Annotated in this window: 28 protein-coding genes; all 28 read right to left on the bottom strand. The window is 38.7% G+C overall.

What is annotated here, in order from left to right:
- Positions 1-9: 9 nt before the first annotated feature.
- Positions 10-723: a YwmB family TATA-box binding protein gene (locus tag BUC25_RS03050; protein WP_073199536.1), complete on the bottom strand. Its 714-nt coding sequence runs from the start codon at positions 721-723 to the stop codon at positions 10-12.
- Between the two features lie 111 nt (positions 724-834).
- Complete coding sequence (locus BUC25_RS03055; protein ID WP_058308691.1) at positions 835-1,068, bottom strand: DUF1146 family protein; 234 nt, start codon at positions 1,066-1,068, stop codon at positions 835-837.
- A 387-nt stretch (positions 1,069-1,455) separates the two neighbouring features.
- Entirely contained in the window at positions 1,456-1,854 is a 399-nt protein-coding gene (locus BUC25_RS03060; RefSeq protein ID WP_073199538.1) for a F0F1 ATP synthase subunit epsilon, read from the bottom strand.
- A 59-nt stretch (positions 1,855-1,913) separates the two neighbouring features.
- Positions 1,914-3,317 carry a F0F1 ATP synthase subunit beta gene (atpD, locus tag BUC25_RS03065; RefSeq protein ID WP_073199540.1) on the bottom strand — a complete coding sequence of 468 codons (1,404 nt, stop codon included), beginning with the start codon at positions 3,315-3,317 and terminating at the stop codon, positions 1,914-1,916.
- A gap of 42 nt (positions 3,318-3,359) precedes the next feature.
- On the bottom strand, positions 3,360-4,223 hold the full coding sequence (locus tag BUC25_RS03070; RefSeq protein WP_073199542.1) for a F0F1 ATP synthase subunit gamma: 864 nt from the start codon (positions 4,221-4,223) through the stop codon (positions 3,360-3,362).
- A 226-nt stretch (positions 4,224-4,449) separates the two neighbouring features.
- Positions 4,450-5,958, bottom strand: a complete 1,509-nt coding sequence (gene atpA, locus BUC25_RS03075; protein ID WP_073199544.1) for a F0F1 ATP synthase subunit alpha — start codon at positions 5,956-5,958, stop codon at positions 4,450-4,452.
- A gap of 21 nt (positions 5,959-5,979) precedes the next feature.
- Entirely contained in the window at positions 5,980-6,522 is a 543-nt protein-coding gene (locus tag BUC25_RS03080; RefSeq protein WP_073199547.1) for a F0F1 ATP synthase subunit delta, read from the bottom strand.
- Positions 6,519-7,046, bottom strand: coding sequence for a F0F1 ATP synthase subunit B (atpF, locus tag BUC25_RS03085; protein WP_073199549.1), 528 nt, complete (start codon positions 7,044-7,046; stop codon positions 6,519-6,521). Before atpF ends, BUC25_RS03080 begins: the two co-directional genes overlap by 4 nt.
- A gap of 412 nt (positions 7,047-7,458) precedes the next feature.
- On the bottom strand, positions 7,459-7,665 hold the full coding sequence (gene atpE / locus BUC25_RS03090) for a F0F1 ATP synthase subunit C (protein ID WP_018930781.1): 207 nt from the start codon (positions 7,663-7,665) through the stop codon (positions 7,459-7,461).
- A gap of 47 nt (positions 7,666-7,712) precedes the next feature.
- A complete protein-coding gene (gene atpB / locus BUC25_RS03095) occupies positions 7,713-8,435 on the bottom strand; it encodes a F0F1 ATP synthase subunit A (protein WP_058308698.1) in 723 nt (240 codons plus the stop codon).
- A 23-nt stretch (positions 8,436-8,458) separates the two neighbouring features.
- A complete protein-coding gene (locus BUC25_RS03100; protein WP_073199551.1) occupies positions 8,459-8,827 on the bottom strand; it encodes an ATP synthase subunit I in 369 nt (122 codons plus the stop codon).
- 2 nt (positions 8,828-8,829) lie between these two features.
- Positions 8,830-9,051 (bottom strand): AtpZ/AtpI family protein, encoded by a 222-nt coding sequence (locus BUC25_RS03105; protein WP_073199554.1) that lies wholly within the window; start codon positions 9,049-9,051, stop codon positions 8,830-8,832.
- A gap of 306 nt (positions 9,052-9,357) precedes the next feature.
- The gene (locus tag BUC25_RS03110) at positions 9,358-11,430 is read right to left on the bottom strand and encodes a S8 family serine peptidase (RefSeq protein ID WP_073199556.1); all 2,073 of its coding nucleotides are present in this window, start codon (positions 11,428-11,430) and stop codon (positions 9,358-9,360) included.
- Positions 11,431-11,717: 287 nt separating this feature from the next.
- Positions 11,718-12,347: a uracil phosphoribosyltransferase gene (upp, locus tag BUC25_RS03115; protein ID WP_073199558.1), complete on the bottom strand. Its 630-nt coding sequence runs from the start codon at positions 12,345-12,347 to the stop codon at positions 11,718-11,720.
- A 309-nt stretch (positions 12,348-12,656) separates the two neighbouring features.
- A complete protein-coding gene (locus tag BUC25_RS03120; protein ID WP_073199560.1) occupies positions 12,657-13,892 on the bottom strand; it encodes a serine hydroxymethyltransferase in 1,236 nt (411 codons plus the stop codon).
- A gap of 226 nt (positions 13,893-14,118) precedes the next feature.
- Complete coding sequence (locus BUC25_RS03125) at positions 14,119-14,664, bottom strand: TIGR01440 family protein (protein ID WP_073199562.1); 546 nt, start codon at positions 14,662-14,664, stop codon at positions 14,119-14,121.
- A 26-nt stretch (positions 14,665-14,690) separates the two neighbouring features.
- The gene (gene rpiB / locus BUC25_RS03130; RefSeq protein WP_073199564.1) at positions 14,691-15,131 is read right to left on the bottom strand and encodes a ribose 5-phosphate isomerase B; all 441 of its coding nucleotides are present in this window, start codon (positions 15,129-15,131) and stop codon (positions 14,691-14,693) included.
- 107 nt (positions 15,132-15,238) lie between these two features.
- Positions 15,239-15,799, bottom strand: coding sequence for a low molecular weight protein arginine phosphatase (locus BUC25_RS03135; RefSeq protein ID WP_073199566.1), 561 nt, complete (start codon positions 15,797-15,799; stop codon positions 15,239-15,241).
- A gap of 74 nt (positions 15,800-15,873) precedes the next feature.
- Complete coding sequence (locus BUC25_RS03140) at positions 15,874-16,422, bottom strand: manganese efflux pump MntP (protein WP_073199568.1); 549 nt, start codon at positions 16,420-16,422, stop codon at positions 15,874-15,876.
- 173 nt (positions 16,423-16,595) lie between these two features.
- Positions 16,596-17,609: an L-threonylcarbamoyladenylate synthase gene (locus tag BUC25_RS03145; protein ID WP_084543338.1), complete on the bottom strand. Its 1,014-nt coding sequence runs from the start codon at positions 17,607-17,609 to the stop codon at positions 16,596-16,598.
- A gap of 207 nt (positions 17,610-17,816) precedes the next feature.
- A complete protein-coding gene (locus BUC25_RS03150) occupies positions 17,817-18,242 on the bottom strand; it encodes a hypothetical protein (protein WP_073199570.1) in 426 nt (141 codons plus the stop codon).
- Positions 18,243-18,301: 59 nt separating this feature from the next.
- On the bottom strand, positions 18,302-18,892 hold the full coding sequence (gene spoIIR / locus BUC25_RS03155) for a stage II sporulation protein R (RefSeq protein ID WP_073199572.1): 591 nt from the start codon (positions 18,890-18,892) through the stop codon (positions 18,302-18,304).
- A 94-nt stretch (positions 18,893-18,986) separates the two neighbouring features.
- Entirely contained in the window at positions 18,987-19,844 is an 858-nt protein-coding gene (gene prmC / locus BUC25_RS03160) for a peptide chain release factor N(5)-glutamine methyltransferase (protein ID WP_073199574.1), read from the bottom strand.
- 1 nt (position 19,845) lies between these two features.
- Positions 19,846-20,916: a peptide chain release factor 1 gene (prfA, locus tag BUC25_RS03165; RefSeq protein WP_073199576.1), complete on the bottom strand. Its 1,071-nt coding sequence runs from the start codon at positions 20,914-20,916 to the stop codon at positions 19,846-19,848.
- An 82-nt stretch (positions 20,917-20,998) separates the two neighbouring features.
- Complete coding sequence (locus tag BUC25_RS03170; protein WP_073199578.1) at positions 20,999-21,604, bottom strand: thymidine kinase; 606 nt, start codon at positions 21,602-21,604, stop codon at positions 20,999-21,001.
- A 400-nt stretch (positions 21,605-22,004) separates the two neighbouring features.
- The gene (locus tag BUC25_RS03175) at positions 22,005-22,250 is read right to left on the bottom strand and encodes a type B 50S ribosomal protein L31 (RefSeq protein ID WP_058308716.1); all 246 of its coding nucleotides are present in this window, start codon (positions 22,248-22,250) and stop codon (positions 22,005-22,007) included.
- Between the two features lie 127 nt (positions 22,251-22,377).
- Positions 22,378-23,670, bottom strand: coding sequence for a transcription termination factor Rho (gene rho / locus BUC25_RS03180; RefSeq protein WP_139251757.1), 1,293 nt, complete (start codon positions 23,668-23,670; stop codon positions 22,378-22,380).
- Positions 23,671-24,256: 586 nt separating this feature from the next.
- A complete protein-coding gene (locus tag BUC25_RS03185; RefSeq protein WP_073199582.1) occupies positions 24,257-25,543 on the bottom strand; it encodes a UDP-N-acetylglucosamine 1-carboxyvinyltransferase in 1,287 nt (428 codons plus the stop codon).
- Positions 25,544-25,818: the final 275 nt, after the last annotated feature.

Below are 25,818 nucleotides of genomic sequence, written 5' to 3' on the forward strand. Positions count from 1 at the left end.
TCATTATTATTAGTATTCATTTATTAGGATAGGTGTTCCTATTGTCACTGTTGTTCTGTCCCCTATCCCTTCTCTTACAGCGATTTGTATGTTAAATTCTTCAGTATCTTGTATTAAACTTTCATCCCATTCAGGCGTAAAGCCAGTCCATGAATAAAAATGGGAATCTTTTATTTCGTCGATAATTGTCATATCTAGACTCTTTTTTACAAATTCTATAAAACAAACAATATCTATAATACCACTTTTCCATGCTTCAACACAAGAAAAAATTTGAGCATTCTCTGTAAATAAGACTTTAGTAATCGAATCTACTCTATTTTTATAAATATCTAGTACTTCCGTCGTTGTATCGGTTGATGAAATAGTATAAATTATTTTATAGGTGTTCTTTTCTGAGCTAGTGCGCACTATTAATACTGTTTCGTTGATACCTCCTCTTTCTTGGGTGTTTGATTGATATTTAATGTTGGAGTCGTTTTCGACCATGTTCAATTGATACCCTTTTAATTTCTTTTTAAAACTAGATATATCATTTATTTTTTGTGTCTCTTTAATTGTAGTTTGCCAGTTTGATAGATTTAATTGTTGCTCATCGATTATTTCGATCATGTCATCTAATTCACTGCCAGTATATTCAGAATGATTTGTGCTGAACTGGTGAGGAAGCTGGATTGCAACAATACTACTAATCGTGAAAAAACATAAAAATAAATACTTCATTTCCCGCACTCCTTTTTTACTTCAAGTATTAGCGGAGAATGAAGTATTTATACTTATTTATTAAATGTATTTTTCTATTCGCTACTATCATAGTTTTTAAACTGTGGACTTTTAAAATAGATAGATCAATTGTTGCGCCCATTGTAAGAAATCGAGGAAGAAATTACTCACAGTTGAACCAATTGCAATAGTGATGAAAATAATTAATATTCGTGCTTCAAATACTTTATGTTTACGGAATAACTCGTCAAAATTCAAGGATTGAAGTACTTGCCACGTGATAATGATAAAAATCAAGTGTGACAACATTCCAATTAAACCTTCTTGCGCTAAACTCTGCATCATTATAAATCCCTCGTTTTTACATGTTTTATTTTATTCTATTCTAACACATCTACGCACTTTTCGTCTTTATCTAATAAGATTCGATATTTCCCGGGAAATTTAGAATGATCTTGTCGAAATGATTTATCATTTCAATTAATCTTGTTGAAACCGGAAATGTAGTATCTTGATTCTTTTCGAGCAAAAGTCCATTTTCCTTTTCACGAACGAATCTTTACAATTGAAAGGCACCTTCCACTTATTCTATTGAGGATTTAATTTGAATTAACTTTTTATTTCCGATCATTTACTTTTCCTACAATCCAATTTACTCGTAACCTTTGCCTGTCTATGAAAAAGGGACTGTACTCAACCTTTTCGGCTAAGACAGTCCCTTTCACTACTGTTTTATCTATTTTCTACAACTTCAATTCGGTTTAAGGCACGTTTTAGTGCTAGTTCTGCCCTTCTGAAATCAATTTCATCTTGTTTAGCTTGTAAACGTCGTTCTGCTCGTTCCTTTGCTGCTCGTGCACGCTTGACATCTATATCATCAGGTCGTTCTGCTGATTGCGCAAGAATTGTCACTTTATCAGGGCGAACCTCCAGAAAACCTCCGCTAACGGCAATTCTTTGTGGGTTCTCACCTTTTAAGCGTACGGAACTAATCGATAACGGTGCAACGAGCGGAATGTGACCTGGTAAGATACCGAGCTCTCCACTCTCAGCTTTACAGCTAACCATTTCAAATGAATTTTCCAGAACAGGGCCATCCGGAGTAACAACACTTACTGTTAGTGTATTCAACAGAACCCCTCCTTAGGCTTGATAAACTTGGGGGACACTTGACCTGTCCCCTTGTCCCATTATGCCATTTGTTTGGCTTTTTCTACTACTTCTTCGATGCGTCCTACGAGACGGAATGCATCTTCTGGAAGGTCGTCGTATTTACCGTCCAAGATTTCACGGAATCCTTGAACTGTTTCCTGCACTGGTACATAAGAACCTTTTTGACCAGTAAACTGCTCGGCAACGTGGAAGTTTTGTGACAAGAAGAACTGGATACGTCGCGCACGAGATACCGTTAATTTATCCTCATCAGATAATTCATCCATACCTAGGATTGCGATAATATCCTGCAATTCTTTATATTTTTGGATTGTTTGCTGCACTTCACGTGCCACATTATAATGTTCGTCCCCTACAATTGCAGGGTCAAGTGCTCGTGAAGTAGAAGCTAATGGATCCACAGCTGGGTAAATCCCCTGCTCAGATAACTTACGATCAAGGTTTGTTGTTGCATCCAAGTGGGCGAAAGTAGTAGCCGGTGCCGGGTCAGTATAGTCATCGGCTGGTACGTATACCGCTTGGATAGATGTAACAGAACCTTTGTTAGTTGATGTAATACGCTCTTGTAATTGTCCCATTTCTGTTGCAAGTGTTGGCTGGTAACCTACGGCAGATGGCATACGACCAAGTAGTGCCGATACCTCTGAACCTGCTTGAGTAAAACGGAAAATGTTGTCGATGAATAATAACACGTCCTGACCTTGCTCATCACGGAAGTATTCCGCCATTGTAAGACCAGTTAGTGCTACACGCATACGCGCTCCAGGTGGCTCGTTCATTTGACCGAACACCATTGCTGTTTTCGAGATTACTCCCGAATCCTTCATTTCATAATAAAGATCATTTCCTTCACGTGTACGTTCCCCTACACCTGCGAATACGGAAATACCACCATGTTCTTGGGCGATGTTATTAATCAACTCTTGAATAAGTACGGTTTTACCTACACCCGCACCACCAAATAAACCGATTTTACCACCCTTGATATAAGGTGCAAGTAAGTCTACAACTTTAATACCTGTTTCCAAAATTTCTGTTTCTGTCGCTAGCTCATCAAATTTTGGTGATTCACGGTGAATTGGATCACGGCGAACGGTTGGACTAAGATCTTCATCAAGGTCAATTTTTTCACCTAATACATTGAAAACACGGCTTAATGTCTCATCACCAACCGGTACAGAAATTGGTGCAGCCATATCAATTGCTTCTGCCCCTCTTTGAACACCTTCAGTAGATGACATTGCAATGGTACGTACAGAATCATCGCCTAAGTGAAGTGCTACTTCTACTGTAAGTTCTTGCGTTTCACCTGCAGCATCATACTGTATTTTTAACGCATTATAAATTTCAGGGAGATGGCCATCTTCGAATTTAACGTCGACAACCGGTCCCATAATTTGAATAACGTGTCCTTTTGCCATCGATTTCCCTCCTAACTAATAATTTCCTTTAAATAGATACTGTTACTCTAGTGCAGCAGCGCCGCCAACAATCTCAGTGATTTCCTGTGTGATTGCCGCTTGTCTCGCTCTGTTATATTGTAATGACAGATCATCAATAAGATCATCTGCGTTATCTGTTGCACTTTTCATAGCTGTCATTCGCGATGCATGCTCGCTCGCTTTACTATCCAATAATGCACCAAATATTAAGCTTTCTGCATATTGTGGCAATAATACATTTAATATTTCTTGTTGATTTGGTTCATATTCATACGCACTAGTCGAGCTGCTAGATTCATTAGCAAGTTCGGTTAGTGGTAATAATTTCTTCGACGTAACTTCTTGTGTGATCGCACTGATAAAATGATTATAACAAATGATCAACTCATCAATTTCACCATCAATAAAAAGTTGAACTGTTTCAGAAGTTAGATCTTTAATATCCGCAAAATTAGGTTGATCAGATAAACCTGTAATTTCGTTTAAAATTGGCATATTACGCTTTTTAAAGAAATTACTTGCCATCTTCCCTACCGCAATTACAGCATATTCATCTTTTGACTGATGTTTTTCCTGAATGGTACGATATACGTCACGAAGTATACCACTGTTAAAAGGGCCAGCAAGACCACGGTCAGATGTAATGACGAAATAGGCTGTCTTTTTCACTTCCCGCTTTTGAAGCATAGGATGTTCTGCATCTTGCCCACTACCAGCGATACTTGTCACTACTTCTTTGATTTTATTACTATATGGATCAAAAGCTTTCGCAAAATCTTCTGCTTTACTCAGTTTAGATGCTGATACCATATGCATTGCTTTTGTGATCTGCTTTGTCTTTTGTGTGGAAGTAATTCGTGTTTTGATATCTCTAAGAGATGCCACAATGTTTCACCGCCCTTTCATAAAAGGTTGACGTTAGCTTTTCGAAAGTGCCCTTACCGGACACTTTCACTATTGTTGTCTAGCTCGGAGTGTCCAGAAACTAGTTCCCTTCCTTCAGCTTCGTACGATTAAGTCATCATCCGTTCCTACGTCACGGTGATTCCTTTATCTCCTACGCTTCTGTCCAGGTCATACGTTTCTTACCGGACACTTTCGCTTTTCTTCATTATTCTGATACTACGAATGTTTTCTTGAATTCTTCTACTGCTCCGCGCATGTCATCATCGTCCGCAAGAGCTCCAGTTTCACGAATTGTTGTGAGTAATTCCTTTTTGTTTTGGTCTAACCAAGTATGGAATTCCTCTTCAAAACGAGTGATATCTTCTACAGGAATGTCATCGATAAGACCTTTGGTTAGTGCATAGATTATCATAACTTGTTTCTCTACCACAATTGGCTTATGAAGACCCTGTTTTAATACTTCTACTGTACGAGCACCACGGTTTAGTTTTGCTTGTGTTGCTTTATCCAAGTCAGAACCGAACTGTGCAAAAGATTCTAGCTCACGGAAAGATGCTAGATCCAGACGCAGTGTACCTGCAACTTTTTTCATTGCTTTGATTTGTGCAGAACCACCAACACGTGATACAGACAAACCTGGGTTAATCGCTGGACGTACACCAGAGAAGAACAGGTCAGATTGTAAGAAAATCTGTCCATCGGTAATCGAGATTACGTTTGTTGGAATATATGCACCGATATCGCCTGCTTGTGTTTCAACAAATGGAAGTGCTGTTAAGGAACCTCCACCTTTTGCATCACTAAGCTTCGCTGCACGCTCAAGTAGACGCGAGTGCAAGTAGAATACATCCCCTGGGAATGCCTCACGACCTGGCGGGCGACGTAATAATAAGGAAAGCTCACGATATGCGTTCGCTTGTTTTGTTAAATCATCGTATACTACTAATACGTGTTTACCATTGTGCATGAACTCTTCACCCATCGATACCCCTGCATATGGTGCTAGGTATTGTAATGGCGCAGGTTCACTTGCACCAGCAGATACTACGATTGTGTAGTCAAGTGCTCCATGCTTACGAAGAACTTCTACTGTTCCACGTACTGTTGAGTCTTTTTGACCAATTGCTACATAAATACAAATCATATCTTGATCTGCTTGATTTAAAATCGTATCAATCGCTACGGTTGTTTTACCTGTTTGACGGTCCCCGATAATTAACTCACGTTGACCACGACCGATTGGCACTAGTGCATCAATCGCTTTAATACCAGTTTGTAATGGCTCATCTACTGATTTACGATCCATTACACCCGGTGCAGGAGATTCAATTGGACGTGTTTTAGAAGTTTCCACAGCACCTTTACCATCGATAGGTTGTCCTAGTGGATTTACTACACGACCGATAAGTTCCTCTCCTACTGGCACTTCCATAATGCGACCAGTACGACGAACTTCATCACCTTCACGAATTTCGGTATATGGTCCAAGGATTACAATCCCGACGTTTGATTCTTCTAAGTTTTGTGCCATACCCATGACACCGTTTGAAAATTCTACTAACTCACCAGACATAACGTTATCTAGTCCGTGTGCTCGTGCAATACCGTCACCAATTTCGATAACTGTACCTACATCGCTCACTTCGATGTCTGAGTCATAGCTTTCGATTTGCTGTTTAATCAGTGCACTGATTTCTTCAGCTTTTATGCTCATGCCATTTCACCCCTATCGTTCTTAATTTGCTGTTACAATTTGTCGTTCTAAGCGATCCAATTTACCTTTAATAGAACCATCATATATCGTGTTGTCAACTTTAATCTTGACGCCACCTATGATGTCAGGATCGACTTGATTATTTATTTTTAATTGCTTCACATTCCATTTTTTCGTGAACACATTGGTAATTTCCTCTTTTTCTGCATCGGACAACGCACGAACAGAATAGACAGTTGCTTCCTTTACACCATTTGCTTCATTAGCAAAAGTAATAAAGTGATCGACAACTTCTGGAACGATTGATTCGTTATGACGGTCTACAAGTAACGAAAGTGTATGTAATACATCCTTCGAAAAGCCTGAGAACGCTTCGTTAAGTAATTGCTTCTTCTTAGCAGCATCTACTTTTGGATGTTGTAAAAATTGAAGAAATTGTTGGTTTGATTGAAAGACTTCTTTCACTGTCGTTAACTCAGTTTCAAGGAAATCAATTGTTTCCTTTTCTACAGCGATTCGAAAAAGAGCTTCTGCATAACGTTTTGCTACAATTGTATTACTCATCGCTCTTCTCCTACCTCTTTAATGTAGTCACTGATCAACTGTTCTTGATCTTCAGCGTTGATTTCTTTCTCAATCACTTTAGTAGCAATTTGTACAGACAATGTTGCCACTTGTGCCTGTAAAGCTTCGATTGCTTTTTCTTTCTCGCGAGCAATATCTTCCTCTGCAGATTTCTTCAAACGGGCTGCCGCTTGATTTGCTGCTTCGATGATCGCTTTTTCCTGGTCTTGACCAGCTTTTTTGGCGTCTTCGATAATTTGTTGTGCTTCCTGACGTGTTGCTTTTAATTGTTCATTTGCTTCGTGTGATGCTTTTTCTGCTTCAGCACGGTTTTTCTCAGCTGTATCAATTTCATTGGCAATATGGTTCTCACGTTCTTCCATTTTGTTCATTAATGGTCCCCACGCGTACTTTCTCAGTAGCCATAATAGTGCTAAGAAACTGATAATGGCAAATGCCATGTCTCCACCTTGCAAACCGCCGATTGACGCTTGAATGATGAGCCCACTCTCTAAAAGTTGCACAGTGTTCACTCCTTCCTACGATTAGTCATCATCTATTTCACTTTCATTACGTTCTGATTTGATATTGAAAAATGTTGTTCGTCATTTTTGTTTAAAATTGTGAAAACTTCAAGTTATTTCTCAACTATAGTCATGTATGATCACATCCAGCTACAGTGCTCAGAAACTAGTGCCCTTCCCTCAGCTTCGTACGATAAAGTAGACTTGTCGATTGACTATGTCAGAGACTTAGTCGCCCTTATACCTTTAGGTGAAAGTCATCATCCGTTCCTTCGTCACGGTGATTCCTTTATCTCCTACACTTCAGTCCAGGTCATACGTTTCTAAACGAGCACTTTCGCTTTTGAACTCGCAAAACAATGGCGAAGGTTGTCTTGGACGAACTTCGCCATTCTATCTGTTTTACGTATAATTACATTACCATGAAGGCAATTACTACGGCGAAAATTGGAATCGCCTCTACTAACGCTACCCCGATAAACATTGTTGTTTGAAGTGCACCTCTTAATTCTGGTTGACGTGCAATCCCCTCTACTGTACGACTTACGATCATACCGTTACCTAAACCTGCACCAAGTGCGGCTAATCCAATTGCAATTGCAGCTGCTAAAGCTCCCATTATTTGTTTCCTCCTTTAAAATGTATGAATAAGTATTTTTTATTATTTTAATGGTCTGAACTCACTTTATGAGACATATAAACCATTGTTAACATTGTGAAAATAAACGCTTGAATAGCACCAATAAACAAACTAAATCCTTGCCATGCCATCATCGGAATGATGGATATAAATGTGATTGGTGCGGCGATAAACGCCATTTTTGTAATAAGGCCTAATAAAATTTCACCAGCAAAGATATTACCGAAGAGACGCAAACCTAATGTTAAGGTGTTTGTGAATTCCTCAATAATTTTAAATGGTAGTAGAAAAGGTACAGGACGTACATAATCTTTGGCATACTCCTTGAAACCTTTCACTTTCACCCCATAATAATGTGTTAACACAATAACTAACGCCGATAATGATAGCGTAAGTGTTGCATCTGAGGTCGGTGATTTCCACCATAGCGTATGTCCCCATACCCCCATGGTAATAACACCCAGGATATTACTAATAAAGATATACACTAGTAATGTTAAACCTAGTGGTAAAAATACTTTCCCTGTTTTCCAATCCATGGTATCTCCGATAATGCCTTTGACAAAATCGACTACCCACTCCATGAAGTTCTGAAAGCCAGTTGGTTTCATTTGAAGATTTCTCGCTGCTAGTGTACAAATTATAAATACAATTACAGAAGAAATAAAGGTCATTAATGTAGTGGATAAGTTAAAATCTAACCAAGGTATTCCAAACAGGTCGTGCAACAGCGGTGATTCGTGATCCAATTCCTTCACCTCACTTCCCTTTGCTAGTCTTGTTTTCTAAATAGTGCAAAATCTATCATAATAACAACATAAGTTGTCATTAATCCCAAAATTACTGCCATCAAGTGGAAATGTTCTTCAAAGCGCATTGCGATGATTACCGCTAATGCTGCAGTGGCTAGTCGGGTAAATGTACCAATTCCAGTGATTCGACCACCTTCTTGAACAGCTTGTCCAAATCGGTCGATTTTACGCTGCATTACCCATAAACTATATAAACTTAATGCTGTTCCCAGGAGGAGTCCGAGGAATATTCTTGGGTATGGTGTAAATCCCCAGCCAAGAACAAATAGTGCTAGAAGGTAGAACATCCATTTACGTTGACGGGTTATCATTCTTTTGTATTGATCCATGGTTACTCGTCTCCCGCTAGTTGTCTTACGTAATGAAACGTTCCGTAAAAACCGGCTCCTAAACCTAAAAGTAGTCCGATCACTAAAAAAAGTGGTGATGTGGAAAAGTAGTTGTCGCATGCTTTGCCGATAAATAAACCAATTAATGGCCCACCGACAATTTGTGACAAAATGGCACTATAAATGGCCAATCCATAATAAGGGCTTTTTTTAGGTGGTGACATGTGATCACTCCTATAATATAAAGCATAAAACATATGTACACAGCAGATAAAAAAATGAGCATAAAGCTTATTTTCTTGCAGTGATTTTCATCACACTACTGTAACCCTTATCATCCACACTAAATTAGCATACAATAGGGGTAACCTCTTGTCAATCCATTTAACAGACAAAAAACAATAATATACGTACATGATAGAACAATTTTTTCTAAACCCCTATTGATGGTGGTAATCTTATGTTTTTTATCTATAATTCGAACAAATTGTGACAGTTAATTCGAGTTCCGAAACAACCCGTAGTACTGCCTATTCTATCCAAATTACTGTTTGATAATCATACGTTTCATTTGAATCGTTTTCTATCTTAATGTTGGCAATATATTCTCCTTTTAATTGATCACCCAGTTCCACGGCACCTTCAATTACTCCAGATACTGGTTCTTCGATCTCTGTCATTGTTGTGACAAAGGCGAATGTTTTCGAGTCGTATAAATCAATCGTTAGTTTTTGTGCATTCTCCACTAAATACAATTGATATTGATAGGCATCATTTATTGGGGTGACAACTAATTCAAGCCCCATCGCCTTCGGTATTTCATCTGCATCTGTCAGAAACATATAGGGAATCGGAATATCATTTAAATAGAGGTATCCCTGTTTAATAGTTTCCTCAAGCTGGTTGGTTCGAATCGTTACTTTTACCTCTACTTCCTTTTTTTCATGGGGTGCTAAAGTAAAACTTTTCGGTAATTGAAAACGTACATTTTGTTGTTGCTTAGGTAAAGAGAAAGAGTATTTCTTGGTTTGATCTGAGATGTTTTCGACTATTATCTTCTCTGTTTTTTGTCTGTTCTGTTTTTCTATTTTACCGAATTGCAAAAACGATTGATAAACTAATGTATCTGTTGCTATTGCTGCTTTAGTATTAACTTTTCCTGCCCCTTGTTCCGTTGGTTCAAAATTCGCAAAAGGTTGTGCGGTTGTCAAAATTGCTGCTTTTAATTGCTCTGGTGTCCAGTCGGGGTGTGCTTCTTTTAATAAAGCCAGAACACCAGCAATATGCGGTGCAGCCATACTGGTTCCACTTAATGCTTGATAGCCATCTGGGACTGTACTGACAATATTCGCCCCTGGTGCCACAATCTCTGGTTTAATCGCCCAATTCACAGTGACAGGACCACGCGAACTAAAATCTGTGATGGTATCCTGAATATGTTCATACTGGAATTCTAAATACTTTCCATTATCTTTTAACCATTCGCCATCTTCCATACTAATAGCTGCCACTGGTATCGAAGTTTTTGTTTCAACCGCTCCCTGAAAAGTACCTTCTTGATTATTTGCAATCAATACCGCTTTTGCTCCCAGTTCTTCTGCTTCGAGTGCAAGCTGGCCAAATGGAATTTCACCACGCTCTAAAACTAATATCTTATCAAGTGCATGTTCTTTTTGATACGTAACTTCAAGATCTCTGTTAAATTTCCAATCTGCCGCACCTTGCATTGGTACGATTTCAATTTTTTTATCTTGAAAGTCATCATATAAAAAAGGACGTTTTAATGCAGGAGTGGAAGCACCTACCGATATAACGCGATCTGCAGTTGCAGGTGATCCAACCGTCCAGAGATCTGGCCCTGTATTCCCATTAGCTATCACAACCGCAACACCTTTCTCTGTGGCGCGATTAACTGCAACACTTGTTGGCCAATCCGGACCATTGATGGTATTTCCTAATGACAAATTGATAATATCCATGCCATCCTTGACCGCCTGTTCTATCGCAGCCATTACTTGCACAGAGGTTCCACTCCCTCCAGGTCCGAGTGCGCGATAAGCGTAAAGCTCTGCTTCTGGTGCGACACCTTTCATTTTTCCATTGGCTGCGATAACCCCTGCTACATGTGTGCCATGCATGGTTGGCATCCCCTGTTCTGGAGTTGTCTCCATTGGATCTTGATCAAAATCAACGAGATCGTAACCACCCTTGTAATTTGACTGCAGATCCGGATGACTGTGATCTATTCCAGTGTCAATCACGCCTACCTTGACTCCTTTACCTGTGTAGGGAAGTGTTTCAGGAATTAAAAAAGGGATACTGTGATTGATGTTTTCTTGTCGACTTTGGGTCTTATAGGTTTGAGTCGGATACGTTTGTGTGATTTCTGTTCTCCTGTTTATTTGCTCGAGTTCTCGCTGTTTTGCCTTAATGGCCACACCATTAAAGATCGTATCGTAGATCGCTAATATTTCTACTTGCGGATGATAGGTTCTTAATTGTTCTGCAAATACATGCGGATCTTCCTCCACTTCTATGATATAGGAGGCTTCTTGAGGAGTATGAATACTGGTGAGTAGTAAGAGAGATAAAAGAAAGGACATAAGTGTGAACCCCTTTTTCAGATTGTAGGAGTATTGTTTGTTTAGGTAAGGAAAGATATGCATAAGAAAAGCGCAGAGCGCCCGCTTAGAAACGTAGCGACTGCAGCGAATCAACTGAGATAAAGGAATCACTGAGAAAAGCGAGCCGATGATGACTTATCATAGGGCGATTTCGTGAAGTCGCCTAGTTTCTGGCGCTCGGAGCTAGACATGACGCCGCTTATATACTTTCTTTACTCATTGAAAAAAGCTGTCCTTTTTTAGTTAGAGACAGCTTTTTATATGAACTATTTAGTACCGTACAGTCGGTCACCAGCATCGCCTAATCCAGGGATGATGTAGCCTTTTTCATTTAATTTTTCATCAAGTGCGCCAAGATAAATGTCTACGTCAGGGTGTTCATTTTGAATTACTTCTACACCTTCTGGAGCTGCAATCAGACACATTAATTTAATGTTCGTTGCGCCTCGTTTTTTTAAGGAGTGAATCGCATCATTTGCAGAACCGCCTGTTGCTAACATTGGATCAATCACAATCAGTTCACGTTCTTCGATATCTGTTGGTAATTTAATATAATATTCGACAGGTTTTAATGTTTCAGGATCACGATATAAACCGACATGTCCCACTTTTGCAGCTGGCATCAAGCGCAGAATACCGTCTACCATTCCAAGTCCTGCTCTCAAAATCGGAACAAGGCCGATTTTTTTACCACTTAACACTTTGGTTGTGGCTTCCATAACTGGTGTTTCAATCGTCGTTTCTTCCAGTGGCAGGTCTCTTGTTATTTCAAATGCCATTAATGCAGATACTTCATCTACTAATGCACGGAATTCCTTTGTACCGGTATTTTTATTTCTTATGTACGTTAATTTATGTTGGATTAACGGATGATCTAATACAAATACATTGCTCATAGGGGACTCTCTCCTTTTTTTACTATTATTATGTCAACTTCGATAATCTTCATCCTTAAAATTGTACTGAAAATCATGAGAGCTTTCAAGCATGATCAAATAATTTCTCGAATTATTTCCTTTCCAATGATTAATTTTAATTTATTGGACACTTTCGACGCGTTATTGGACACTTTTCAAAGTTTATTGGACACTTTTTGCTGTTTATTGGACACTTTGCTCAATTTACTGGACACTTTAAGCAATTTATTGGACACTCTTTGAATTGCCACAATAGAAAAAGCTAGACGCAATGTCTAGCTTTTAAAATTATTGATATAATGGAAATTTAGCTGTCAACGCAGTTACGCGCTCGCTTGCTGCCTTTAATGTTGCTTCATCTTCCGGATTTTTTAACGTTAATGCAATGATTTTTGCAACTTCTTCCATTTCTGCTTCACCAAAGCCACGTGACGTTACCGCTGCAGTACCTACACGGATTCCGCTTGTAACAAATGGACTTTCCGGATCAAATGGGATCGTATTTTTGTTTGTTGTAATCCCTACTTCATCTAGTGCTTTCTCTGCGACTTTACCTGTTAAATTTAAACCACGAACATCTAACAATAATAAATGATTATCCGTACCACCAGATACTGTACGCACACCTTCAGATTCCAATACTTCACCAAAACGTTTGGCATTTTTGATGATGTTTTCACCATATTCTTTGAATGATGGTTGTAAGGCTTCTTTAAATGCTACCGCTTTTGCTGCAATTACATGCATTAATGGACCACCTTGCATGCCTGGGAATACTGTTTTATCAATTTTCTTTGCGAATTCTTCTTTACATAGCACCATTCCACCACGTGGTCCACGCAATGTTTTATGTGTAGTTGTCGTCACAAAATGGGCATGTGGTACTGGATCTGGATGTAAGCCTGTCGCTACAAGTCCAGCAATGTGTGCCATGTCTACCATTAAGTAAGCGTCTACCGCATCAGCAATTTCACGGAATTTGGCAAAATCGATTTGACGTGGATAAGCACTTGCACCTGCTACGATCAGTTTCGGCTGAACTTCTTTTGCTTTTGCAAGTACGGCATCATAGTCGATTTGTTCAGAATCTTCACTGACACCATAATCAACAAAATTAAATAGTTTCCCACTAAAGTTCACCGAGCTACCATGTGTTAGGTGACCACCATGACTTAGATTCATACCTAAAACGGTATCCCCTGGCTCTAAAATTGTAAAATATACCGCCATGTTTGCCTGAGCACCAGAGTGTGGCTGCACATTGGCATGTTCTGCTCCAAATAATTGTTTTGCTCTGTCACGTGCTAAGTCCTCGGCAACGTCTACGTGTTCACAGCCACCATAATAACGGCGTCCCGGATAGCCTTCCGCATATTTATTTGTCAGAACAGATCCTTGTGCTTCCATGACTGCCTCTGACACAAAGTTTTCCGAAGCAATTAATTCGATTTTATCGTTCTGACGTTTTCTTTCGTCTTCCATTGCTTGAAAAATTTCTACATCAAAATTTTTTACGTGATCCATCGTTTGTTCCCCCTAATATTTTTGGTAGGTGTCTCATCATTATTCGTATTTACTTAATCTCATTCTAAAATAACATCATTTTGCAAATAATTCTATACTTTTTCACGAATAAAAACAAGGAAATATGCACCTTTATTCGTAATTAAAGAAAAAAGGTACATATTTCCTATTCTTAAAACGGATAAACGAAACTGAATTTATGATTCCGATTATAGATTGTCACACGTTAGCCTGGATATACTGCTCGTGGACCACCAATTAATTTCGGCCTGGTTCTTGCTTGTGACGTTCTGGCATGACCTACGTATCGTTTTTCAAAGCGAAGAGGGACAGCTACAGGCTTTAACTGCATACCTATCATCGTCTCACCAATATCCATCCCAGCATCTGCTTGGATGTTTTCCACGACAACGGCATTGTCAAGATGCTGGTAGGCATAAGCCGCCATAGATCCACCTGCTTTACGCACTGGCATAACTGAAACTGGGTCAAGTTTATGCTCACGCATCACCTTTTTTTCTAAAACAATGGCACGATTTATATGTTCACAACTTTGAAAACATAAATGCACACCAGTCTGTTCCTGCAGGCGACGTAATTCTTTGAAAATCATGGCAGCTACTTCTTCACTGCCAGCCGTACCAATTCGTTCGCCTGCTACTTCACTTGTCGAGCAACCGACTACGAACAAATCACCTTCCGTGAGGTAATCATTTGATATCCATTCATCAACAATTGCTCTTAGATCTAATGCCCACTGATCAAGTTTCATGGATATTCACCTCTTTTTTTGAATTGTTAGTTGCTTTCGTAATCTGTTACTTTTCCAATTCGGTTGGCATGACGTCCACCTTGAAAGTCTGTTCCTAACCATGTTTGGACTATTTCCCTTGCAAGACCAGGGCCGACAACACGCTCACCCATCGTAAGCATGTTGGAGTCATTATGCTCTCGTGTTGCTTTCGCACTAAACACATCATGCACAAGAGCAGCCCGGATGCCTTTTACTTTATTTGCTGCAATCGACATGCCGATTCCTGTACCACAAATTAAAATTCCACGATCAAATTCGCCATTCGCTACACGTTCTGCTGCTGGAATTCCGTAATCAGGATAATCGACGGAATCTTCACAGTTACACCCCGTATCCTCATACTCAATATTTAATTCTTCTAATAATGATATAATCTCTTTGGATAGATTAATCCCACCATGGTCAGATGCTAAAATAACCTTCATTTTAAATATGCTCCTTTTTAAAAAACATTGTTTAGCTTAGCTTAAATTGCTCATTTTCGAATTTCAACTTTTGTGCTTAGTTGCCCGCTAGCTGTGAAATTTATGAACTATCTATCTTTATTTTCCAACTTTTTGATCAATAGTGCAAGATACTTATCTAATTCTTGATATGTTTTTTTATACGTCATGAAATTACCACCAAATGGATCACTAATATCTACCTTTTTAACTATTGCTTCCAGGTGATTGATTTTTTCTTGTACATCAATGTTCTCTTTCGAATCTGTTAATTTAGTCTCCTCTAACAGGGCATATGCTTCTTTTAATGCTGTCCATGCCTTTTCATGTTCAGGATCTGCATACTCTTTTAATGTAAAGATTTTATGACAATCAGTTGGATATATTTGTTTTAAATGATCTCGATGACTTTGTGTCATTGTTAAAACCAAATCAGCCCATGCCATTAACTCACTTGTTACTGGTTGAGACTGATGGTTACAGCTGATTCCTTGTTCGGATAATACTTCACTTGTACCTGGTGAAGCAGGCATACCTACTCCTGCAAAAATGCCTGCCGATTGGACGCTGTGGTCTGTTTTCTGTTGTAATATTGCTTGTGCCATTGGGCTTCGACATGTATTGCCTGTACAAACGAACACTATATTCATGTTAGTAATTGCCTCCATTATTAAGAACTTACTTACTCCCATTATAGCACATAATACGAAAGCTATTTAGTGTTTTAAAAAAGCACAAGAAGGCCAAACCCAAAAAGGATCGTTCCTCCTAAAAATTCGCTATATGCACCTAATAAATGATGGGTTCGTCTGCCGATAAGTAAGGCAAACCAGGTTAATAGTGTGCTAAAAAGTCCAAACATCATAATCGCAAAGGCTGTGGCTACACCTGATAAACCTAGGGATATACCGATCGAAAAGCTATCTAAGCTAACTGTAAATGCGAAAATAAGCAAACCAACACCGACTGGTGCTAATATTTGTGACTCTTTTTTTATAAAAGTATGAAAGATCATTTGAAAGCCAATGGCACATAATAATAAACCAGAAGCGATGATAGCGATCCCTTCCATTTGTTTGGATAAAAATGCTCCAAGAAATAAGCCGATAAAAGGCATAAATATATGAAATAAACCTACTATTAAACCGATTAAAAAAATTCTTTTCAAACGAATTTCCTGCATCCCAATGCCTAAACCAACAGAAAATGCGTCCATTCCCAGCGCAAATGCCAAACAAAGAATAGATAGTACTTCCCCGATCGCCGACACTATAAAAAAGCCTCCTCTTTAGAAAAATTCGACATTCGTCTCCTCGTTTAGAGAGTGTCGAAATGTTTTCGTCTTTCGAAATTTCCTTTCGCCATACAACTTTTTCCTAACGTAAAAAAGGACAAGTGGAACAGTGAGCCTGTCCCCTTGTCCTATTTGTATGCGAGAAAAAAGATTTATATGTTCTGTTTCAGATGGTTTGTGGCGGCTTTTTCAAGTCGGTTCATGATGGCTTCGCCGATCTCCCGATTTGGATATGTCTCTGCTAAAATGATGTCTGCGTCTGTATCGTTAAAATAGCGAAGTGCGAAATAGAGCTTGGCAGCTACTTCTGATAAATTATTGATATCACCACAACGATAACAAATATCTGCTTTTAATCGGTCTACTAACGGTTGGCTTGCAATTACACCTACTTTTTTTCCTTGTGCTTGAAAATAATTAATTTGTTTTTGAAAAAAAGCTTGATCGCCTTTGATCAGGTACAGGGGCGCATCTGGTTCGTAATGGTTATATTTCATTCCAGGTGACTTTGGCTGATCCGCTTTTAAAGCATCAGCTAATTCAACTGAGCCGATTACTTTTTCAATTTGTTGTTTGGTAATGCCACCCGGTCTTAAGATAACCGGAATGTCGCCAGTTACATCGACAACTGTTGACTCTAATCCAACTCCGGTAGCACCGCCATCTATTATTCCAGCTATCCTTCCGTTTAAATCCTTTAACACATGCTTCGCGGTTGTTGGGCTCGGTTTTCCAGATATATTAGCACTTGGCGCCGCAAGTGGTAATTTAGCTTCACGGATAAGTGCCCGACTAATCGGATGATCGGGTATGCGAATAGCAACCGTATCTAAGCCTGCTGTCACTGTACTTGCAACTTTGCCATTGCTTCTTAAAATAATCGTAAAAGGGCCTGGCATAAAGGCATTGATTAGCTTTTGAGCCATTGCTGGTATCTCTGTAACATAGTGATTAATTTGCTGCGGATCATGGACATGGACGATCAGTGGATTATCAGCAGGACGTCCTTTTGCCTCAAATATCTTGGAAACTGCTGCTTCGCTCGTAGCATCTGCCCCTAATCCATAAACGGTTTCGGTTGGAAATGCCACTACTTCCTGTTTATTTAAATAATCAGCCGCTATGGATAACGACCTGTCTGTCGCATCTAAGAAATCTGTTTTCATATTAATCCCTCGATCTATAAGTTCTAAAAAATAGTATGAAGAATTTCTACGATTTGTGCAACTCACAACTATCTCACAAGGGATATCCACAGACTTTTCCACAAATATATTAAAAAATGTGCATAAAAGCATAGTTTATACACATTTTTTTCATATTTAATAGATATCTGTCATTTCTATTCACAGGTTCATCCACAAATTAATTACTTATTGTGAATAAATCTGCTGGTTATCCACAGATGCAAGGCTAGTTATCCACCAATCTGCTTCTATCAAAGGATCTAATGTCTGATCTGTTGATGTATATCCTAATTGTAGTAACAATTGATTTAGTGTTTCTGTTTTACTGTGGATAAATAAGTTTGTGGCACCAAAATTTTTGGTTAATTTTTCTGCTGCCTGAATGATAGTAACAGGTAACATGGCGGATGGGCTTCTTTTCATCACGAGCATACGTAACCAATAAGCATTACTGTCAACAGGCACTAATGAAAAAAAAGCTGTCGGGCTATGCTCTTTATAGAGAAAATAACCATATTTTTTCATTTCTTCCTGATTAAAATTTGGTATTTGATCGCAAAAAAAAGCTTCGAATTCTTGCTGTGTAAGTCCTTTCGTTGATTGTAGTTCCATATCGCTCACCTCTTGTCTTTGTCTTACTATTACTCTATGAAGAGATGATAGATTTATGATTAACTAAACCATTTTAAAAAGAAAAAAGTGTATTCTACTTCTTCTTCGTCTTCTTCCAATTCTTCCTCTGGCGCCTCTTCCTCTTCGGCCGCTTCCACGGTGGTACCAAAAGAGAAGTCGAGAAAACATAATGGTGGAAACACGACACACCACCAATTGGATCCTTGCGCCTCACCTAATGTAATTAAAATTGCTTCATATTCGCCTGCCGGATATAGATACTGATCATATAGTTTCGTCGGAAATTTCACATCTTTTCGATATTCCACATTGTATTCCATTTCTAGTTTTTCCTTTGCTAGAACATCTGCTATAATTTGATCTATTTCATTGATACGATCAGATATCAGAGCTCTCGCTTCGTCTATATCATCCATTTCTTCTACCCATTCGGTAACCTCTTCGTTCACAGCATCCCTGACTGCATGTTTAATGGCTTGATCTTTTTCTTGATCACTATTGGCTAAAATTCGTAATCGAATCGCCTCGTCTGGTATCACTTGATAGTCTTGTTCATTACTTTCTATTTTTTGCGGAAAAAAACCGATAATAAGAAAAATAAGTACTGAAAATAAAATAAGCTTTCGCATTTTTGTTTCCCCCTGTAATTTAGCATTTGCTAGTCACAGTGTGGACAACTACGAAAACTTTTAAACTGTGAATCTATTAATTTTTATTTTTTTCTTACAAGATCGTTGCAAATACGATTCGGTCTTTCTGATTAATATCTTGGATTACGTCGACCTCACTATTTGGGAACGTCCTTTTAATGATTGATGTGACAGCTTTTCCTTGACGATGACCAATTTCAAACGCGAGTATCCCTTTTTCATTCAAGACAAATGGTGCTTGTTCGATAATACTTTGATAAGCAGCCAAGCCATTTTCCTCTGCAAAAAGGGCCATTTCGGGATCGAAATTTTTTACGGTTTCTGATAAAGAATCTTTTTCCTCATATGCAATATAGGGTGGATTAGAAACAATCATATCCACTTTTTTCCCTTGTTCGATTAAAGGGGTGAGAAAATTACCATGATAAAAGTGAATATCTGCTTGATGTTTTTCGGCGTTTTTCCTCGCAACCTGTAGAGCTTCTGTTGAAATATCTGTAGCGAGTACTTCGATTACTGAATTCTGCCATTCTTTTGCTAAACTGATCGCAATGACACCACTACCTGTTCCGACATCGACACAGGAAAGTTCCTTCTTTTTAACGTTTGTTAGCAAATAGTGGATGAGTTCTTCTGTTTCAGGCCTCGGTATTAATACATGCGGATTGACATGGAAGCTTCGACCGTAAAATTCCTCCACACCTGTGAGATGTTGGATCGGTACTTTCGTTGTTGCGAGTTGCTCTATTTTCTTTTGGTATTGTTTTAATGTGGATGGATCGAGATACTCTCGCAAATTACTAATCAAATCTGTCTTGGTCCACTTGAGTTCGTGTAAAAGGAGAATTTCTGCTACTTTTGCTTCTGTACCATGTTCTTCTAAAAAAGAAGAAGCCCAGTATAGGGCCTCATGAATGGTCTGTGGTGTCATGTTATTCACCTATTTGTTCCATTTTTTTCGCTTGTTCTTCAATAATTAAGGCTTCGACGATTTCTTCCATCTTACCTTCTAAAATCTGATCCAGCTTTTGAATCGTTAGACCAATTCGGTGATCCGTTACTCTATTTTGTGGGAAGTTATAGGTACGGATACGTTCAGAACGATCACCTGATCCTACTGCTGATTTACGTGTCTGATCATATTCAGCCTGGGCTTCTTGTTGGAATTTATCATAAATTCGAGCTCTTAACACTTTCATTGCTTTTTCTTTGTTTTTAATTTGCGATTTTTCATCTTGAATCGATACGACAATCCCTGTTGGTACGTGGGTTAAACGAACAGCTGACATGGTGGTATTGACCGACTGTCCACCAGGACCACTGGAAGCAAATGTATCGACACGGATATCTTTTTCATGAACGTCTACTTCTACTTCTTCCGCCTCTGGCATAACAACTACTGTTGCCGTAGAAGTGTGAATTCGGCCGCCTGACTCTGTTTCCGGAACACGTTGCACACGGTGTGCTCCATTTTCAAACTTCAATTTCGAATAGGCGCCAGTTCCGTTGATCATAAAAATGATTTCTTTAAATCCGCCAACACCTGTTGTATTAGAGTCCATAATATCGATTTTCCAGCCTTCGGATTCGGCGAAACGGGAATACATACGGAAGAGATCTCCAGCGAATAATGCCGCTTCGTCACCGCCTGCTGCTCCACGGACTTCCATGATAACGTTCTTGTCGTCATTTGGATCTTTTGGAAGCAATAATATCCGCAATTGTTCCTCTAATTCCGTTTTCTGTTCAGACAGTTCACTGATCTCCATTTTTGTCATATCGCGCATTTCATCGTCCAAATCATCTTCTAACATTTCTTTGGCATCATCTAGTTGACTTGAAACATCTTTATATTCACGATAAGCGGTAATTACGTCTTGCAGGTCAGATTGTTCCTTCGAATATTCTCTTAATTTTTTTGAATCATTAATGACTTCTGGATCACTCAATAATTCATTTAATTTATCATAACGTGCTTCTAGCGATTCTAAACGATCTAACACGTACGTCACCTCTTTCTACGATTAGCAAAACTTTCTATTTTACAGTATATATAAAGTTGGAGATACCGTCAAAATTCGCTTATTATGGATGAACTTTTACTTTGCTTTTAGGATGGTTTGGTACTTCGTGATGGTGTCGGCATCTTGGCTCATATGCTTCTTTTGCACCTACTAATATAATAGGATCGTCATATGATGCAGGATCTCCGTCGATCAATCGCTGTGTTCTGCTAGCAGGAGAACCACAGACAGGGCAGATCGCATTTAATTTTGTAACGAATTCACTTATTGCTAACAGCTCTGGCATTGGTCCAAATGGTTCCCCGCGAAAATCTGTATCCAAACCAGCTAAAATGACCCGATGTCCTTTATCGGCCAGTTCACTTACGACGGTAATGATATCCTCGTCAAAAAATTGCACTTCATCTATACCAATTAATTCGATATCTTCTGTGACATCTTTTAAAATATCCATAGCTCTTGCTACCGGTTTAGCTACGACCTCTTGCCCATTATGGGATACGACACAATCGTCGCTATATCGATTGTCTAGTTGTGGTTTATATACCGCCACGGATAGATTGCCATAGGTAGCACGACGAACTCTGCGAATTAACTCTTCTGATTTACCTGAGAACATGCTCCCACAAATAAGTTCTATCCAACCGGCATGTTTCATAATATGCATGATGATGTTGCCCCTTCCAACAGTAATGTTTCTTTATCAATATGCTAACCATTAGTATGTATATTAACACCTTAAGCAGTACCGCTAATAGTCAGCGAAGATCAAACAACTAATTGATCATTGTCTCACTTTATATCTAATCATTTTACCATGTTTAACGCCGTAATATGTAATCAATTTGAAGGTAATTTCAAGTGAATGGAATCTAGTGCATGATGCATAAAAGACTGTTTTGCCTTTTTTAGTCTCTCATTCGGCTGATGAGAGACAGTTTTTCCTCGATTTCACTTTTTTGTCCTTCATATACTATTTCAAATAAAAAACAGGCAAATTTTTGGTGCATTTGCCTGTTTCTAAGGATTTATATCCTGTTCTATTTCGTTCAAGTAAAAAATACCAATTAACCCATGTTATATTTTTTCTTGAATCGATCAACACGACCGCCGACTTTATCAGCTTTTTGCTTACCAGTATAGAACGGGTGAGAAGCTGAGCTGATTTCTACACGGATTAATGGATAAGAGTTGCCATCTTCCCATTCAATTGTCTCTTCAGACGATTGTGTAGATCCGCCTAGAAATTTGTAGTCAGAACTTGTATCAAGAAATACAACTTTTTGGTATTCTGGATGAATGCCTTTTTTCATGTCTGTCCACTCCTTTTGCCCTGAATCCTTAGGAAACAGAGTTAGATTAATGCCTGTAAGCATTTTTTCGCACAGAAGCATTATATCAATCTCACATCCGGTTTGCAAGAAGTATTTACAAAAAGATCTATGAGTTTGATTTTTTAGCAGTGCCTTTTCGTTTCATTTCTTCGTCAAGTACGGATAAGAATTCTTCATTATTTTTAGTCGAACGTAGCTTACGTAAAAATCTTTCCACGAATTCCGGAGAATCCTGCATACTTTTACGGATTGCCCACATTTTTTCTACATGATTTTTTGTAAGTAATAGTTCTTCTTTTCTCGTACTTGAACGCGGAATATCAAGTGCTGGGAAAATTCGGCGCTGTGCTAAATGACGGTCTAAGTGTAATTCCATGTTTCCAGTACCTTTAAATTCCTCATAGATCACATCATCCATACGTGAGCCTGTTTCTACTAATGCCGTAGCCAGGATCGTGAAGCTTCCACCATCTTCAATATTTCGTGCTGCACCGAAGAATCGTTTTGGTCGGTGGAAGGCCGCTGGATCAATACCACCTGATAACGTTCTGCCACTTGGTGGGATAACAAGGTTATAAGCACGAGCCAAACGTGTAATACTATCCATAAGAACAACGACATCTTTTTTATGTTCCACCAGTCGCATCGCACGTTCTAATACAAGCTCCGCTACTTTAATATGATTTTCTGGCACTTCATCGAAAGTTGAACTTACTACGTCGACATTTTCATCTACCGATCGTTCAATATCGGTTACCTCTTCCGGACGCTCGTCCACTAACAAAATAATTAGTTTCGTATTGGGATGGTTTTTTGCAATGCTATTGGCAATTTGCTTTAAAAGCATTGTTTTCCCTGCTTTAGGAGGGGCGACAATCAAACCACGCTGGCCATAACCAACAGGGGTTAGCAAGTCCATAATTCTGGTAGAAATTAATTTGGTATCTGTTTCTAAATGCATTAAACGATCTGGATACAATGGTGTTAACGCAGGAAAATGGACACGTTCTTTTGCTGCTTCCGGATCTTCTCCGTTTACTGCATCGACATGCAACAACCCATAATACCGTTCATTTTCTTTTGGAGGTCGAACTTTACCTGACACCTTGTCCCCATTACGCAAATCAAAACGGCGAATTTGGGAAGCGGAAATATAAATATCTTCTGCACTTGGAGAGTAATTAATCGGTCGTAAGAAACCGAAACCTTCTGTCGGAATAATCTCCAAGATACCATCCATAAAAAGATAACCGCTTTTTTCAGCTTGGGCTTTTAATATTGAAAAAATTAATTCTTTTTTTGTTAATTTGGCATAATAAGACACTTTATATTCTTTTGCTCTCGCATAAAGGTCTTTTAATGTCATTGATTCTAATTCTGAAATTGTTACTTCACTCACAAAATCACCACACCTATTCATTATTTATATTTTTCCATCTTCATTTTAATTTTCGAGATTAACAATTGTAGATTTTATAAACGTGGGGAATCGTAGCATAATGGACTAATTGATCCTTTCGTTTTAACCAAAAAATTGATGAAGTTGTATCTAACATTGGCCAATCAGCTTTGGAAACTCAATATGGAGCACCGAGATCGCTTGAAATCTCAAGAAGAGTATGAGATGGAAGCATGCTTCATCAATACTTTTTCACAGTGTAACCGTTCCTGATACCACTTCAACATCTGAGTTGCAGATAAATGGGAGAAAAACGGTTCGATTTCCATCAGTAGCAGTTTTAACTCACACTGATTGGAATCTCACTTAATGAAGTAATGATGATACTTTTGAAGTACGCATTCTCATATAAAAATGCGTGAATTATATTCTTTCTATATAGTACACGGTTACAACTAGATATTCAACTTTTTTCTGATAAAAAACGATTTTTCATTAAAATTTCTTTCGGTCAGAACCTGTTATACTTTTTATTATCTTGTCCTCCGTGCCTGCGCATAAAAAAAGAGACTAACTAAGCCTCTTTTTACGAATTTTGAAATTGTTGGATTTCTTTTTCTGTCATTTCTTCGCGCCATACTTTGGCACCTAGTTCCTCTAATTTTTCGGTGATATTAGCATAACCGCGATCAATATGTTCTAGACCGGTTATTTCTGTAATTCCGTTCGCCATTAGTCCAGCTGCTATTAGAGAAGCACCTGCCCGAAGATCACTAGCTTTTACTTTTGCACCTTCTAATTCGTTAGGGCCTTGTACAATCGCAGAACTACCTTCGACCTTAATTTTCGCATTCATACGTCTGAGTTCATCAATATGCTTGAACCTTGCTTGATAAATCGTGTCTGTAACAACACCAGTACCTTGCGCTTTCGTTAGTAATGAAGTAAATGGTTGCTGGAGATCCGTTGGAAAACCTGGATGGACTAATGTTTTAATGTCAACACTTTTTAGTTTATCACTACGATGAATCAACAGTTGTTCTTCGCCTTCTTCAATGTTTACTCCCATTTCTCTTAATTTTGCAAGTAAAGGTTCTAAATGCTGAGGAATCACATTATCAATTAAGACTTTTTCGCCTTGCGCAGCTGCCATGATTGTGTATGTACCGGCTTCAATTCGGTCAGGTATAATTGTATGCATACATCCGCTTAATTCTTCCACTCCATCGATTCGAACAACATCTGTTCCTGCACCTTTAATTCTTGCTCCCATACTTGTTAACAATGTGGCCACGTCAATAATTTCAGGCTCACGTGCAGCATTTTCGATAATCGTACGACCTTTTGCCTTAACTGCAGCAAGCATAATATTAATCGTTGCACCGACACTGACAACGTCCAGATAAATTCTCGCACCTTTTAACTCTTTCGCACGTAAATAAATCGCGCCTTGTTCATTTGTAACCGTTGCACCAAGTGCTTCGAATCCTTTGATATGTTGATCTATGGGGCGTGGACCAAGATAACAGCCGCCTGGCAAACCGATCACGGCTTCCTTAAATCGTCCCAGCATTGCACCCATAAAATAATAGGAAGCTCTTAACTTCTTCACTCGGCCATTAGGTAATGGCATAGCAGTCATGTCTGCTGGGTTAATATGTACAGTTTGTCCTCTTCTTTCTACTGTTCCACCAATTTCCTCTAATAAGCAGCTTAATGTTTCTACATCGGAAATATCTGGTAAGCCTTCAATAATTACTTTAGAATCAGCTAATATTGATGCTGGCAGCAATGCTACTGCACTATTTTTCGCACCACTAATTCGAACTTTTCCATTTAATAAATGCCCGCCCTCTATTAGCAACTTCTGCATATTGTATTCCCTCGCTTTCAAGGATTCCTAATAACTTTTGGCATAGTTGTAACTGTAATGATAGTTTGTACATTGCTGCCAAAATTATGTAATGTTTTTCACAGTTGATTCTATTATAGCCTATTTAAGTTTGAATGAAAACAGAAGATTATTTTGAGGACGACACGTGGTTCGGTTACTGGCAACTTCGGATGTGTTACTGGCAACTTTTCGGATTTACTGGCAACTTCGGGTGTTTTACTGGCAACTTCAGGTGCGTTACTATCTAACAAAAG

This window comes from Gracilibacillus kekensis (genome assembly GCF_900143085.1).
GTDB lineage: Bacteria > Bacillota > Bacilli > Bacillales > Amphibacillaceae > Gracilibacillus > Gracilibacillus kekensis.

Excerpts from the sequence above, each read along its gene's own strand:
- BUC25_RS03050 (WP_073199536.1), bottom strand. The coding sequence starts at position 723 with ATGAAGTATTTATTTTTATGTTTTTTCACGATTAGTAGTATTGTTGCA.
- BUC25_RS03055 (WP_058308691.1), bottom strand. The coding sequence starts at position 1,068 with ATGATGCAGAGTTTAGCGCAAGAAGGTTTAATTGGAATGTTGTCACAC.
- atpD (WP_073199540.1), bottom strand. The coding sequence starts at position 3,317 with ATGGCAAAAGGACACGTTATTCAAATTATGGGACCGGTTGTCGACGTT.
- atpA (WP_073199544.1), bottom strand. The coding sequence starts at position 5,958 with ATGAGCATAAAAGCTGAAGAAATCAGTGCACTGATTAAACAGCAAATC.
- BUC25_RS03080 (WP_073199547.1), bottom strand. The coding sequence starts at position 6,522 with ATGAGTAATACAATTGTAGCAAAACGTTATGCAGAAGCTCTTTTTCGA.
- atpE (WP_018930781.1), bottom strand. The coding sequence starts at position 7,665 with ATGGGAGCTTTAGCAGCTGCAATTGCAATTGGATTAGCCGCACTTGGT.
- BUC25_RS03100 (WP_073199551.1), bottom strand. The coding sequence starts at position 8,827 with ATGGATCAATACAAAAGAATGATAACCCGTCAACGTAAATGGATGTTC.
- BUC25_RS03105 (WP_073199554.1), bottom strand. The coding sequence starts at position 9,051 with ATGTCACCACCTAAAAAAAGCCCTTATTATGGATTGGCCATTTATAGT.
- BUC25_RS03110 (WP_073199556.1), bottom strand. The coding sequence starts at position 11,430 with ATGTCCTTTCTTTTATCTCTCTTACTACTCACCAGTATTCATACTCCT.
- upp (WP_073199558.1), bottom strand. The coding sequence starts at position 12,347 with ATGAGCAATGTATTTGTATTAGATCATCCGTTAATCCAACATAAATTA.
- BUC25_RS03120 (WP_073199560.1), bottom strand. The coding sequence starts at position 13,892 with ATGGATCACGTAAAAAATTTTGATGTAGAAATTTTTCAAGCAATGGAA.
- BUC25_RS03125 (WP_073199562.1), bottom strand. The coding sequence starts at position 14,664 with ATGAAACTTGATCAGTGGGCATTAGATCTAAGAGCAATTGTTGATGAA.
- rpiB (WP_073199564.1), bottom strand. The coding sequence starts at position 15,131 with ATGAAGGTTATTTTAGCATCTGACCATGGTGGGATTAATCTATCCAAA.
- BUC25_RS03135 (WP_073199566.1), bottom strand. The coding sequence starts at position 15,799 with ATGAATATAGTGTTCGTTTGTACAGGCAATACATGTCGAAGCCCAATG.
- BUC25_RS03145 (WP_084543338.1), bottom strand. The coding sequence starts at position 17,609 with ATGAAAACAGATTTCTTAGATGCGACAGACAGGTCGTTATCCATAGCG.
- BUC25_RS03150 (WP_073199570.1), bottom strand. The coding sequence starts at position 18,242 with ATGGAACTACAATCAACGAAAGGACTTACACAGCAAGAATTCGAAGCT.
- spoIIR (WP_073199572.1), bottom strand. The coding sequence starts at position 18,892 with ATGCGAAAGCTTATTTTATTTTCAGTACTTATTTTTCTTATTATCGGT.
- prmC (WP_073199574.1), bottom strand. The coding sequence starts at position 19,844 with ATGACACCACAGACCATTCATGAGGCCCTATACTGGGCTTCTTCTTTT.
- BUC25_RS03170 (WP_073199578.1), bottom strand. The coding sequence starts at position 21,604 with ATGCATATTATGAAACATGCCGGTTGGATAGAACTTATTTGTGGGAGC.
- BUC25_RS03175 (WP_058308716.1), bottom strand. The coding sequence starts at position 22,250 with ATGAAAAAAGGCATTCATCCAGAATACCAAAAAGTTGTATTTCTTGAT.
- BUC25_RS03185 (WP_073199582.1), bottom strand. The coding sequence starts at position 25,543 with ATGCAGAAGTTGCTAATAGAGGGCGGGCATTTATTAAATGGAAAAGTT.